The organism is Prauserella aidingensis (genome assembly GCF_024171865.1).
Taxonomy (GTDB): Bacteria; Actinomycetota; Actinomycetes; order Mycobacteriales; family Pseudonocardiaceae; genus Prauserella; species Prauserella aidingensis.
In genome coordinates, this window is the sequence record NZ_JAMTCN010000017.1 from 13,934 (window position 1) to 26,150 (window position 12,217).

Here is a 12,217-nt window from a genome sequence, read left to right on the forward strand (position 1 = left end):
GTCCCGATCACGGTCGCGAAACGATGCAGCGGGAACACTGTCCGTGAAAACGCGCATCCTAACCGGTGAGTCCTACCTCACCTCTCATGTTCACCAAAACGGAATGTGAGAGCCTCAGCACCCATGCGGACAGCGGAGGTGGCCCTCTGGGCCGCGGTGGGCCTGGCAGCAGTGGCGATCGTCGCCGTGTCGCTCGCCGGCTGGCAGCTCGTCGTCGCGCGCCGGCAGGTACAGCAGATCCGAAGACTGGCCGTCAAGGTCCGCGACCTGTCCGCGGAGACACAGAGTCACGCCGGGCAGGCGGCCGAGGCCGACGAGAGCGCCCGCGACCAGGCGCGCTGGGCGTGGGAACAGGTCAAGCTCGCCAGTACGCAGCTCGAACAGGCCCAGCAGGAGAACCAGGCCAGCGCCCAGGCGGAACAGTGGGAGTGGGCCTACGCCCTGACCATGGCCGCCCGTGAACTCGTCGACACCAGCACCGAACTCATCCGCATCGGCCTCGACACACAGGTGGCGCCGCACTACCGCCAGTCCGCGAACCGGCACTACCGCCAGTCCTGCCAACGCTGGCAGGACACGATGATCAAGGCGTTGTCCCGGACCTCACCGAGCCTGGAGGTGCAGCACCAGCTCATCGCGTTCGGCTATGTGCACCAACGCCTCCACGGCCACATCGACGTCCTGCTGCGCGCCACCGAAACCGGCACCGTGTCCGACAAGGATCCCGTGGCTCAGAGCGTCCACGCACTGCGCCACGAACTGGCCAACGTGCACCGGCAGTTCCAGCGCACGGTCAGCGCCAGTCTCGCCACGGCAGGTGAGACCGAGTTCCACGACAGCGGCGTCGCCGATGCGGGCACCCGCAGCATCCAGGCCGCGCCCACCGACGACCGGTCCCCGCACGTCTCCGCACCGCACACAGCCGCACCGCAGCACTCCCCCGCCCCGACGTCGTCGCCACCGACCGCAACCCCGCAGCCTGCAACCCCACAGACCCCGCCCCCACAGACCGCAGCTCCACAGACCGCAGCTCCGCAGGCCGCAGCCTCGCGGGCCCGGCCCCCGCAGGCAGGAACCCAGCAGAACGGGGTCCGGCAGAACGGCGTCCGGCAGAACGGGGCAGCACCGCCGGTCGCCCAGCGGAACGGCTCTCCGCGGACCGGGACGGACCAGAGCGCGACCCGCCAGATCGCCAACACCGCAGGCGAGTCGCAACGCACCCCGGAGGCGGTCCCCGACGCGGGACCGGCACCGCAGGGTCCGCCCGCCAAAGCCAGGACACCGCAGGCACGCACCGCCTAGCTGTACCCGGCGCTCAGCCGTCGCCGGGCGCGAGCCGCCGCAGCCGGGACCGCAGGTGCCGCTGTTCGGCGAGACCGACCGCATCGGCGATCGCGCGGCGGTAGGCTGCCACCGCCTCCTCGCCGCGGCCCGACCGTTCCAGCAGATGCGCCCGCACGGCCTCCAGCCGCGGCAGCCCGGGGCTGCGCGCCGCCAGCTCGTCGAGCGCGGCCAACCCGGCCGCGTCGCCGTGGACCATGGCCTGCGCGACGATGCGATTCAGCGTGATCGTCGGATTCGCGTGCCCGGTCACCGACTCCAGCAGCCGGTACAGCACGAGGATCTCCTCCCAGTCCGTGCGGTCGGTGTCGGGGGCCTCGGCGTGCAGCGCCGCGATGCACGCCTGCAGCAGGTACGGACCCGGCTCGGCCCCGGCCACGACCCGCTCCACCAGTGCCGTGCCCTCGGCGATCAGCGCGCGGTCCCACAGCGAGCGGTCCTGTTCGTCGAGAGGTCGCAGTGCCCCGCCCGGACCGATGCGCGCGGGCTGGCGCGCCTCCGTCAACAGCATCAGCGCCAGCAGTCCGGCCACCTCGGCCGAATCGGGCACGCTGTCCCGCAACGATCGTGCGAGCCGGATCGCCTCGGCGGCCAGGTCGGCGTCCCGCGGCGGCGCACCGCCGGTGGTGTGGTGGGCTTCGGTGAACATCAGGTACAGCACGTCCAGGACCGACGTGAGCCGCTCCGCCGCGTGTTCCGGCCTCGGCAACGCCCTCCCCGTCGCGGCCAGCGCGCGTTTGGCGCGCGTGATGCGCTGCGCGATCGTCCGCTCGGGCAGCTGGTACACCCCGGCGATCTGCGCCGTCGTCAGGCCCGCCACGGCGCGCAGCGTCAACGCGACCCGGCCCGCCCGCGGCAGCTCCGGATGGCAGCACAGCTGCAGCACCAGCAGCGAGTCGTCCCGCTCCGCCGCCTCCGGATGCACGGGCGGATGCAACCGCGCCGCCCGCTCCTCACGGTCCCTGCGCCGGGCGTCGCTGCGGACCCGGTCCACGAACCGCCTGCGCGCGGTCGCCGTCAACCAGCCCAGCGGGTCGTCCGGCGAGCCGGAGGGCCACTGCCGGTGGGCGTCGAGCAGTGCCTCCTGCACCGCGTCCTCGCACAGATCGAACCGCGCGCTGCCGTAGCCGCGCACCAGGCGGGCGAGGACCCGCGGCGCCGCCTCGCGCCACAGGTCCGCCGCCCGGTTCTCGTCGGTCACCCGTCTCCCAGGTCCGCGAACAGCACCGGCCGCACCTCCAACGCCAGGCCCGGAACGTTCGCGTCGGGGATGCGCTTCGCCAACTCCAACGCACGCGCCTCGTTCTCGACGTCCACCAGGTAGAACCCGCCCAGGTACTCCTTGCTCTCGGCGAACGGGCCGTCGGTCACCTCCGGCCCGTCGGAGCCGCTGCGGACGACCCTGCTGCGGCTCGGGTCGGCGAGCGCCTGCGTCGCCACGAACTCGCCACTCTCCTTGATCTCGGACATGAACGCGCCGTGCCCCTCCCCGATCCGCTGTTGCTGCTCCTCGGTGAGGTTCTCCATCACGGCCGGGTCGACCTGCATCATGATCACGTACTTCACTGTGTCCTCCTCGGTTCGGGTGCCGCCGCCGCGGCGGCACACCTGGGGGTCGTCACCGGACCGGCAGACGCGACACCGTGCGCGAGCGGATCCGCGGAGCATTCTCGTCGAAACGACGCGCGCCGGGATGTCGCGAACCGCCGATCGGTGACGACCACCCGGTGAGCGCCGCAGCCGCGCGCTCACCACGACGACCGACACCCGAGGAGACGACATGACACAGCGAGTCCGGGTCCACTGCATCACCGTCACCGCCGACGGCATCGGAGCGGGCGACGACCCGAGTGTCGACCGGCCTTTCGGCGACGTCGACCCCGGCGACCTGTTCGCCTGGGCGGGCGCGACGGCCAGTTGGGTCAACCGCACCGAACCCGGCGGCCACCGAGGTCTCGACGACTGGCTCACCCGCGACTTCACCCGCGGCATCGGGGCCGAGATCATGGGCCGTGGCAAGTTCGGCCCGCAGACCGGCCCGTGGCCGGATCACGAGTGGCAGGGCTGGTGGGGCGACGAACCGCCGTTCCACACGCCGGTGTTCGTGCTCACCCACCATCCTCGCCCGACGCTGACGCTCGGCGAGACGACGTTCCATTTCCTCGACGCCACGCCGGAGCGCGCCGTGGAGCAGGCGAAGGCGGCCGCCGACGGCGGCGACGTGCGTATCGGCGGCGGCGTCGCCACCCTGCGTTCCTTCCTCGACGCGGATCTGATCGACGACATGCACATCGCCGTCACACCGGACGAACTCGGCACGGGCAAACGGCTCTGGGAATCGCCCGACGAGCTGACCGACCGATTCCACCTGGAACGCGTGCCGAGCTCGAGCGGGATCGTGCACCACTTCTTCTGGCGACGCTGACGCTGAAACGTCCGCGGCGGGCACGTCGGCGGACGCCCGGGGCCACGGCCCGGGGCGGTGCCCGCCGCGGGGTTGCCGGAGTGCGGCGCGGGCGATCGGTGATGATGGGCCCATGACCGGGACCCACCGCTGGGACGTGCTGCTCGCCGTGGCCGCGGGCGGCGCGCTCGGCAGCCTCGCACGTTACGCGCTCGGCGCGGCCCTGCCGTCACCCGCGGGCGTCGCGACACTGCTCGGCAACGTCGCGGGCTGCCTCGCCCTCGGGGCGCTCATGGCCGTCCTGGCCCGGCAGGCGCCGCAGCCCCGGCTGCTGCGGCCGTTCCTGGGGGTCGGCGTGCTCGGCGGATTCACGACGTTCTCGACGTACGTGCTCGACGCACTCGCGACCGCCTACGACGGACATCTCGTCGCCGCGTTCGCGTACGCCGCCGGGTCGGTCCTGGCGTCGCTGCTCGCGGTCGTCGCGGGTGTCACCGGCGCCCGCAGGCTGCTCGACCGGCCGGGGCGCCCGGCATGACGCCCGCGATGGTCATGCTCGGCGGAGCGGGCGGCGCACTCCTGCGGTACCTCATCGACCTACGGGTGCAGCGGGGCCGCACCACCGCGTTCCCGTGGGGCACGCTCGCGGTGAACGTGCTCGGGTCGGCGCTGCTCGGGCTGCTCACCTCGTGGGTGCTGGCCGCGGGCACGGCAGGTGGCGCGGTGTTCGCGCTGGCGGGCGTCGGACTGTGCGGCTCGTTGACGACGTTCTCGACGTTCGGCTACGACACCGTGCAGCTGATCACCCAGCGACGGCACCGGCACGCGGCCGCCAACGTCGTGGTGACCGTCCTCGCCGGGCTCGCCGCCGCGCTCGCCGGCCTGCTCGCCGGCGGCGCCCTGTGGGGCTGACCCAGGCGAACCCGGCCGGTCGTGCGCCTCACGCTGGTGCGAGCGCCCGCACCAGCGCCGCCGGATCGCCGCCCGTGGTCAGCGGCATCAGCACCGGTGTCGTCACCCCGGCCTCCACGTAGGCGCGCACCCCCTCGCGGCACGCCTCCGGTCCACCGTGGACGACCAGCTCGTCCACCACGTCGTCCGGCACCGACTCCACGGCGCGTTTCCGGTCACCCGCCGCCCACGCCTCCTGCATCGCGGCGAGCCGTTCGCCGCGCCCGAGCCAGTCGTGGAACGCGCGGTAGACCGGCACCGTCAGGTAGGCGCAGATGTGCCTGCGGGCCAAGGCCCGCGCCTCGTCGGCGTCCTCGGTCGGGCAGACGAAGATGCGCGCCACCAGCTCGGAGTCGGCACCGAGTTCACCGCGCACCGCGGGCACGTCGGAGGCCGCGAGCCAGTTCGTGATCGCACCGGCCGATTCGCGGCCCGCCATCCGGAGCATGCCCGGCCGCAGCGCGGCGACCATCACCGGCGGCGGCGTCTCGGGTGGGCGGCCGAGGCGGAACCCGCGGACCGTGAACGTCGGGTACTCCTCGGTGACCTTCTCCCCCGCCAGTGCCGCCCGCAGGAACCGCACCGTGTCGCGGGTCCGCGCGTACGGCTCGGCGAACTCGGCCGCGTTCCAGTTCTCCACGATCACCTGCGACGAGGTGCCCACGCCGAGGACGAACCGGCCCGGCGCGCAGTCGGCGGCGCTCGCCGCGCTCATCGCCAGCAGGCCGGGGCCACGGGTGTAGACCGGTGCGATCGCGGTGCCGAGCCGCAGTTCGGGAGCCCACTGCGAGGCCAGCACCAGCGGCGTGAACGCGTCCGCGCCGCTTGCCTCCGCCGACCACAGGTCCGTGTAGCCGAGATCCGGCAGCTGCGCGACGAGCTCGCGATGCTCCGGCAGCGACAGCCCGTCGAGCGGAACGGTCAGGCCCCACCGTCCCGTCATGCGCCCACCTCCACGCCGAGTTGCTCCTTGAGCCACCGCACCTGCGTGAGCATCAGGTTCTCCGCGACCTCCTCGGCCTGCGGGGTCATGTGCGTCGCCCCGGCCAGCGGCAGGAACGTGTGCGCGCGGCCCGCGGCGAGCAGCTCCGACGAGAGCCGCAGCGCGTGGGCGACGAACACGTTGTCGTCGGCGAGCCCGTGCACGATCAGCAACGACCGCTCCAGTTTCGGCGCGTCGGTGATCAGGGAGTTGCGCTCGTACACCTCGGGCGCCTCGTCGGGATGGCCGAGGTAGCGCTCGGTGTAATGCGTGTCGTACAGGCTCCAATCGGTCACCGGGGCGCCCGCGACCCCCGCGGTGAACACGTCCGGTCTGCGCAGCACCGCCGCGGCCGCGAGGTAGCCGCCGAACGACCACCCGCGGACGGCGACCCGGTCGAGGTCGAGGTCGCCGAACCGCTCGGCCGCGGCGTGCAGCGCGTCGACCTGATCGGCCAGCGCGACGTCGCCGAGGTCGCCCGCCATCGCCCGTTCCCACGCGGGCCCGCGACCGGGCGAGCCGCGGCCGTCGACGACGAGCACCGCGAAGCCCTGGTCGGCCAGCCACTGCGGGGTGAGCATCGCGTTCCGGCTGCGCAGCACCCGCTGGGCGTGCGGCCCGCCGTAGGGGTCGAGCAGCACGGGCAACGTCCCGTCGCCCGGTGCGTGTCCGGTCGGCAGCACCAGCGCGGCGCGCAACGCCCGCTCGCCCAGTTCGAGCCAGTGCACGTTCGGCTCGATCCCCGGATCCGCCGCGACGGAGGCGATGCCGGCCACACGCTCGCCGCCGCGCAGTACCGACACGCCGATGCCCGCGTAGTCGGGGCTCCACGACGCCAGCACCGCCGCATCGACCGTGCCAGCTCCGTTGTGGACACCCATGCCCTCCGACAACCGCCGCACCGTGCCGCTGTCGGTGCGGTAGACGTGGATCTGGGTCGGGTCGTCGCCGGAGGCGCTGAACAGCACCTCGTCGCCGACGTCGAGGACGGAGCGCACCTGCAGGTCGGTGCCGGTGACCGCGGTGCCGTCGACGAACAGGCGATACGCCCCGTCGGCCACGCCGACGCGGACGAGCCGCCCGTCGGGGGTCCACGCGGGCACGCCGGTGACGATCTCGACCCAGTCGGGGTCCTGCTCGGTGTGCAGCACCCGCGTCGAGCCGTCGGTGACGTCGAGGGCGCGCACCTCGAGGGTCTTCTGGTCGCGAGACTGCACAGTCAGCAGCGGCGGCCCGCCCGCCGACCAGTGCACCGCGACGAGGTACTCCCACTCGCCCGCCGGAACGTCCACCCGCTCACCGTCGAGCGTGACGACCGCCGCCGACACGGCGACGTTCGTGGTGCCCGCCGCGGGATAGGCGACCGTGTTCACCGGCGACGCAGGGTTCGCCGGATCGGCGATGTGCCAGCGCGGCACCTCCGAGCGGTCGGTGCGCGCAGCGAGCAGGCTACGCCCGTCGGGCGACCACCAGTAGCCGCGTACGCGCCGCATCTCCTCCGCGGCGATGAACTCGGCCAGCCCCCAACCGACGTCCTCGCCCTCGGTGGGCTCCGGCCCCGCCACGACCCGGTCGTCACCGGTCGCCAGCTCCACGACGTGCACTCGCCGGTCCGCCACGTACGCCACGTGCGTGCCCTGCGGATTCGGCCGCGGATCGATCACCGCGGCGTCGACGAGCATCCGCACCGCGCCGGTGGTCAGGTCGGCGGTGTAGAGCCTGCCGGACAGCGAGAACGCGGCGACCGAGCACGCCGCGTCGGTCGCGAACCCGACCACTCCCCCGGACATCTCCCGGGTGCGTTCGCGCCGGGCACGTTCCTCGGCGGGCAGGTCCTCCTCGCCGGGCAACAGCTCGGCCGCGTCGACCAGTTTCGACTCCTCGCCCGTCGTCACGTCCAGCTGCCACAGGCTGTTGCGCCGGTCGACCCCGGACTCGGAGCGGAGGAACAGCACGCGCCCGCCGTCGGGCGTGACCTGGAACTGCCGGGGCGTGCCGAGCGTGAACCGTTGCGTGCGCGCCTGGGCGCGGAGGAAGGAGAGATCGTCTGTCACGGAACGACACTCTGGCAGACCCCGCCGTCGCCCGGCCACGCCGCGCCCGGTGCGCGTGGCACGCGCGCGAGGCGTCCGGCCGCACCGCCGGGAGCGTGGCCGGCCACACCCGCACCGCCGTGGCGCCCGCCCGCCGGCTCACGGTCCGACGTTGGCGCACAACGAATCACCGTTCGGACGCCGCGAGCACGCAATGATCCTCGCTCCTGCGCAACGCATTCCGGCTGATCTCGACACCTGATCGGCCCTAATCTGAACGCATGACGACGTTCGCCGACCGCACCGCCGCCACGTCCAGCCCGTCGCCCGCCGCTCCGGCGGCCACGGCCGACTTCATCGCACTCGACGAGCAGTGGAGCACGCACAACTACCACCCGCTGCCGGTGGTGATCGCAGGCGGCGAGGGCGCCACCGTGACCGACGTCGAGGGAACGACGTACCTGGACTTCCTGTCCGGCTACTCCGCGCTGAACTTCGGCCACCGGCACCCCGACCTGATCGCGGCGGCGACCGAGCAGCTGGAGCGGGTCACCCTGACGTCCCGCGCGTTCCACCACGACCGGTTCGGGCTGTTCTGCCGCGAGCTGGCGGAGCTGACCGGCACCGAGATGGTGCTGCCGATGAACTCCGGCGCCGAGGCCGTCGAGTCCGCGATCAAGGTCGCGCGCAAGTGGGCCCACCGGGTCAAGGGTGTGCCCGACGGGCAGGCGCGCATCGTCGTCGCCTCCGACAACTTCCACGGCCGCACCACGACGATCGTGTCGTTCTCCACCGACGAGGACGCCCGCGCCGACTTCGGCCCGTTCACCCCGGGATTCGACGTCGTGCCCTACGGCGACGCCGACGCGCTCGCCGCGGCGATCACCGACCACACCGCGGCCGTGCTGGTCGAACCCGTCCAGGGTGAGGCCGGCGTCGTCGTACCGCCCGCCGGGTACCTGCCCGAGGTGCGCAGGCTGTGCGACGAGGCGGGCGCGCTGCTGATCGCCGACGAGATCCAGTCGGGCCTGTGCCGCACCGGCACGGTCCTCGCGCTCGAACACGAGGGCGTACGAGCGGATCTGTACACGCTCGGCAAGGCCCTCGGCGGCGGCATCGTGCCGGTGTCGGCCGTCGTCGGCCGCCGCGACGTGCTCGGCGTGCTGCAACCCGGCGAACACGGCTCGACGTTCGGCGGCAACCCGCTCGCCTGCGCCGTCGGCCGCGCCGTGGTGCGGCTGCTGTCGACCGGCGAGTTCGCCCGGCGCGCCACCACACTGGGCGAACACCTGCACACGCGCCTGGCCGGACTCGTCGGCCACGGCGTCAGCGCGGTCCGGGGCCGTGGCCTGTGGGCGGGTGTCGACATCGCCCCCGGCGGGCCGACGGGCCGCCAGGCCTCCGAGGAGCTCCGCGCACGCGGCGTGCTCTGCAAGGAGACCCACGGCTCCACCCTGCGGATCGCGCCGCCGTTGGTGATCACCGAGGCCGAGCTCGACCGTGGGATCGACGCGATCGAAGCGGTCGTCGGAGCGTAGGCCCCTGCACGAGAGGGCAGCGGCGGACGTGTCCGTGCGGATCACCGGAACACCGCACGGACACCGCGGGCCGCCGGGCAGAATGGGCACATGATCGATCTGCGCACGCCGGTGAGCACCGAGGACGTCGTCGCCCGCGGAAAGGCGATGCGGGACGCCACCCCACCCACGTCCCACGACCACGACGCGACGAGCCCGCAGCGACCCGACGTGCTCGCCTACATCGAGGCGAGCAACGCCGGGCGCCTGCCGCACCTGCTGCCGTTGCGGCACGGCCGGATGGCCGCGTCGCCGTTCGCGTTCTACCGCGGCGCCGCCGGGCTGATGGCCGCCGACCTCGCGGGCACGCCGTCCAGCGGTATGCACGCCCAGCTGTGCGGGGACGCCCACGCGGCGAACTTCGGGCTCTTCGGCACGCCCGAGGGCGAGATCGTCATGGACATCAACGATTTCGACGAGACCGTGCCGGGCCCGTGGGAGTGGGACCTCAAACGGCTCGCGACGAGCCTCGTGCTCGCGGGCCGCGAAGGCGACGTGTCGGAGAAGAAGTGCCGCAAGGCGGCCGAGGACGTCGTCAAGTCCTACCGCCGCACGGTGCGCGAGCTCGCCGAGGTGCCGTTCCTCCGGTCGTGGAACGCGCTGCCGGACTCCTCGGTGGTGGAGAAGGCGAAGGCCGACGAACTGATCGACGACTTCGAGAAGGCCGCGGCGAAGGCGCGGAAGAACACGAGCGCCAAGATCGCGGCGAAGCGCACCGAGGAGTACTCCCACGCCTCCGGCGACAGCGCGTGGCGCTTCACCGAGGAACCGCCGAAGCGCACCCGTGTCGACGAGGCCACGGCCGACGCCGTGATCGCTGGGCTGGAGTCCTACGTGGACACGCTCAGGGAGTCGCGCCGCAACCTCATCACGCGCTACTCGGTGTCCGATGTGGCCTTCCGCGTCGTCGGCACCGGCAGCGTGGGCCGCCGCGGCTACATCGCGCTGCTGCGCGGCAACGGCGACGAGGCTCTCGTGCTGCAGCTGAAAGAGGCGTGCCCGTCCGCGTTGGCCGACGTCCTCGATCCCGAACCGTGGGACCACGAGGGACACCGCATCGTCCACGGCGCGCGACTGGTGCAGGCCGAGACCGACATCCTGCTCGGCTGGACGACGATCGAGGGCAGGCCGTACATCGTCCGCCAGTTCCGCAACATGAAGGGCGACATCGACCCGACCGGCCTCGACGGCGGACACCTCGACGACTACGGCAGGCTCGCGGGCGCCCTGCTCGCCCGCGCCCACACGCGCTCGCTCGACCCGCGCCTGTTGGCGGGGTACTTCGCCGAGGACAGCGACATGGACGAGGCCGTCGGCCGCTACGCGGTGCGCTACGCCGACCGGACCGAGGCCGACCACGCCGAACTGGTCGCCGCGATCAAGGCGGGCAAGCTCGAGGCCGAGTTCGAGGAGGACTGATCCGGCCGGTCCGGGCGCGGCGACGGGTGTCACCGTGCCCGGACCGGCCGGGGCGACTCAGTGCGCGATGCTGACCGAGCGCGTGTTCAGGTAGGCCTCCATCGCCTCCGGACCACCCTCGGTCCCGTAGCCGGAGTCCTTCACGCCGCCGAACGGCAGTTCCGCGGACGGCATGGCCGGCATGTTGACCCACAGCATGCCCACCTCGACCTTCCGCGTCAGCGTGTCGGCGGCGGCCAGCGACCGGGTGAAGGCGTAGCCGGCAAGGCCGTACGACAACCGGTTGGCCTCGGTGATCGCCTCGTCGAGGTCGGTGAAGCCGCGGATCGCCGCGACCGGGCCGAACGGCTCCTCGTTGAACAGCCGCGCATCGGAGGGGACCTCGTCGAGCACGGTCGGCGCCCAGAAGTTGCCCGCGTCGCCGATCCGCTCACCGCCGGCGAGTGTCGCCGCACCCCGGCCCACGGCGTCCTCGTGGAGCGAGGCCATGGCGTCGAGACGCCGGCTGTTGGCCAGCGGGCCCATCTCGGTGCCGTCGGCCAGCCCGTCGCCCACCGTCACGCCGGTGGCCGATTCCGCCAGCGCCTTGGCGAAGTCGGGGCGCACGGACTCGTGCACCAGGAACCGCGTCGGCGAGATGCACACCTGGCCCGCGTTGCGGAACTTCGCCTTCGCCATGGTCTTGACCGCGAGCTCCACGTCGGCGTCCTCGCACACGATGACCGGCGCGTGCCCACCCAGCTCCATCGACACGCGCTTCATCTGCCGTCCCGCGAGTTCGGCCAGCTGCTTACCGACCGCGGTCGACCCCGTGAAGGTGATCTTGCGGATCGCCGGGTGCGCGATCAGGTACTCGGAGATCTCCGCCGGGTCGCCGTAGACGAGCGCGAGGACGCCCGCGGGGAGGCCGGCGTCCTGGAACGCGCTCACCAGCGCCGCCGGGCTGGCAGGAGTCTCCTCGGGGGCCTTCACGACCATCGAGCACCCGGTGGCCAGGCAGGCACCGAGCTTGCGCACCACCTGGTTGATCGGGAAGTTCCACGGCGTGAAGGCCGCGACCGGGCCGACCGGGTCCTTCACGACGAGCTGGCGGATCGACGGGTCCGCGCGGTGCGGCACCGTGCGGCCGTAGACGCGCAGTCCCTCGTCGGCGAACCAGTCGATGATGTCCGCGCCCGCCAGGATCTCGCCCTTGGCCTCGACCAGCGGCTTGCCCTGCTCGCGCGTCATCAGCTCGGCGATCTCACCGACGCGCTCGCGCACCAGTGCGGCGGCCCGGTGCATGATCGCGGCGCGCTGCGCGGGCGTGTAGTCGCGCCACACCTCGAATCCCCGGCGCACCGAGTCGGCGGCGGCGTCGAGGTCACGGCGCGAGGCGTGCGCCACACCGCCGATCACCTCGCCGGTCGCGGGGTTGTGGACGTCGATCCGGCGACCGTCCTCCGCATCCCTCCAGTCGTCGTCGATGAAGAGCCGGGTGTCCGGATAGGTCATCTCGGGGAGCCTCCTT

The 12,217-nt window shown here is 72.8% G+C and carries 11 protein-coding genes; 6 read left to right on the plus strand and 5 right to left on the minus strand.

Annotated features, from left to right (window positions below):
• The first annotated feature begins 123 nt into the window (after positions 1-123).
• Positions 124-1,302 carry a hypothetical protein gene (locus tag LY13_RS16890; protein ID WP_253829432.1) on the plus strand — a complete coding sequence of 393 codons (1,179 nt, stop codon included), beginning with the start codon at positions 124-126 and terminating at the stop codon, positions 1,300-1,302.
• A 13-nt stretch (positions 1,303-1,315) separates the two neighbouring features.
• Here LY13_RS16890 and LY13_RS16895 read toward each other — a convergent pair whose 3' ends face one another.
• Positions 1,316-2,542, minus strand: a complete 1,227-nt coding sequence (locus tag LY13_RS16895) for an RNA polymerase sigma factor (RefSeq protein ID WP_253829433.1) — start codon at positions 2,540-2,542, stop codon at positions 1,316-1,318.
• Positions 2,539-2,907, minus strand: a complete 369-nt coding sequence (locus LY13_RS16900) for a YciI family protein (RefSeq protein ID WP_253829434.1) — start codon at positions 2,905-2,907, stop codon at positions 2,539-2,541. Before LY13_RS16900 ends, LY13_RS16895 begins: the two co-directional genes overlap by 4 nt.
• 214 nt (positions 2,908-3,121) lie before the next feature.
• Between LY13_RS16900 and LY13_RS16905 the strand changes: the two genes are divergently transcribed.
• The 3 genes from LY13_RS16905 to crcB all read left to right on the plus strand — a co-directional run bounded on the left by LY13_RS16905 (position 3,122) and on the right by crcB (position 4,657).
• Positions 3,122-3,766 carry a dihydrofolate reductase family protein gene (locus LY13_RS16905; RefSeq protein ID WP_253829435.1) on the plus strand — a complete coding sequence of 215 codons (645 nt, stop codon included), beginning with the start codon at positions 3,122-3,124 and terminating at the stop codon, positions 3,764-3,766.
• Positions 3,767-3,878: 112 nt separating this feature from the next.
• Positions 3,879-4,283, plus strand: coding sequence for a fluoride efflux transporter FluC (locus LY13_RS16910; protein WP_253829436.1), 405 nt, complete (start codon positions 3,879-3,881; stop codon positions 4,281-4,283).
• Positions 4,280-4,657, plus strand: coding sequence for a fluoride efflux transporter CrcB (gene crcB, locus LY13_RS16915; RefSeq protein ID WP_253829437.1), 378 nt, complete (start codon positions 4,280-4,282; stop codon positions 4,655-4,657). The genes LY13_RS16910 and crcB overlap by 4 nt, the downstream gene beginning before the upstream one ends.
• A gap of 28 nt (positions 4,658-4,685) precedes the next feature.
• Here the strand turns inward: crcB and LY13_RS16920 are convergent, their stop codons facing one another.
• Together LY13_RS16920 and LY13_RS16925 are read right to left on the minus strand one after the other, a co-directional pair.
• Positions 4,686-5,639: an LLM class F420-dependent oxidoreductase gene (locus LY13_RS16920; protein ID WP_253829438.1), complete on the minus strand. Its 954-nt coding sequence runs from the start codon at positions 5,637-5,639 to the stop codon at positions 4,686-4,688.
• Entirely contained in the window at positions 5,636-7,732 is a 2,097-nt protein-coding gene (locus LY13_RS16925; protein ID WP_253829439.1) for a S9 family peptidase, read from the minus strand. The genes LY13_RS16920 and LY13_RS16925 overlap by 4 nt, the downstream gene beginning before the upstream one ends.
• Positions 7,733-7,992: 260 nt before the next feature.
• Between LY13_RS16925 and rocD the strand changes: the two genes are divergently transcribed.
• A complete protein-coding gene (gene rocD / locus LY13_RS16930) occupies positions 7,993-9,249 on the plus strand; it encodes an ornithine--oxo-acid transaminase (protein WP_253829440.1) in 1,257 nt (418 codons plus the stop codon).
• Between the two features lie 90 nt (positions 9,250-9,339).
• On the plus strand, positions 9,340-10,707 hold the full coding sequence (locus tag LY13_RS16935; protein WP_253829441.1) for a DUF2252 domain-containing protein: 1,368 nt from the start codon (positions 9,340-9,342) through the stop codon (positions 10,705-10,707).
• A 57-nt stretch (positions 10,708-10,764) separates the two neighbouring features.
• On the opposite strand, the gene LY13_RS16940 is transcribed toward LY13_RS16935, so the two are convergent.
• Positions 10,765-12,201 carry an NAD-dependent succinate-semialdehyde dehydrogenase gene (locus LY13_RS16940; protein ID WP_253829442.1) on the minus strand — a complete coding sequence of 479 codons (1,437 nt, stop codon included), beginning with the start codon at positions 12,199-12,201 and terminating at the stop codon, positions 10,765-10,767.
• Between the last annotated feature and the right edge of the window lie 16 nt (positions 12,202-12,217).

What these genes read in the sequence shown, in the direction of transcription:
- LY13_RS16890 (WP_253829432.1), top strand. Translation starts at nt 124, where the DNA reads ATGCGGACAGCGGAGGTGGCCCTCTGGGCCGCGGTGGGCCTGGCAGCA.
- LY13_RS16905 (WP_253829435.1), top strand. Translation starts at nt 3,122, where the DNA reads ATGACACAGCGAGTCCGGGTCCACTGCATCACCGTCACCGCCGACGGC.
- LY13_RS16910 (WP_253829436.1), top strand. Translation starts at nt 3,879, where the DNA reads ATGACCGGGACCCACCGCTGGGACGTGCTGCTCGCCGTGGCCGCGGGC.
- crcB (WP_253829437.1), top strand. Translation starts at nt 4,280, where the DNA reads ATGACGCCCGCGATGGTCATGCTCGGCGGAGCGGGCGGCGCACTCCTG.
- LY13_RS16920 (WP_253829438.1), bottom strand. Translation starts at nt 5,639, where the DNA reads ATGACGGGACGGTGGGGCCTGACCGTTCCGCTCGACGGGCTGTCGCTG.
- rocD (WP_253829440.1), top strand. Translation starts at nt 7,993, where the DNA reads ATGACGACGTTCGCCGACCGCACCGCCGCCACGTCCAGCCCGTCGCCC.
- LY13_RS16935 (WP_253829441.1), top strand. Translation starts at nt 9,340, where the DNA reads ATGATCGATCTGCGCACGCCGGTGAGCACCGAGGACGTCGTCGCCCGC.
- LY13_RS16940 (WP_253829442.1), bottom strand. Translation starts at nt 12,201, where the DNA reads ATGACCTATCCGGACACCCGGCTCTTCATCGACGACGACTGGAGGGAT.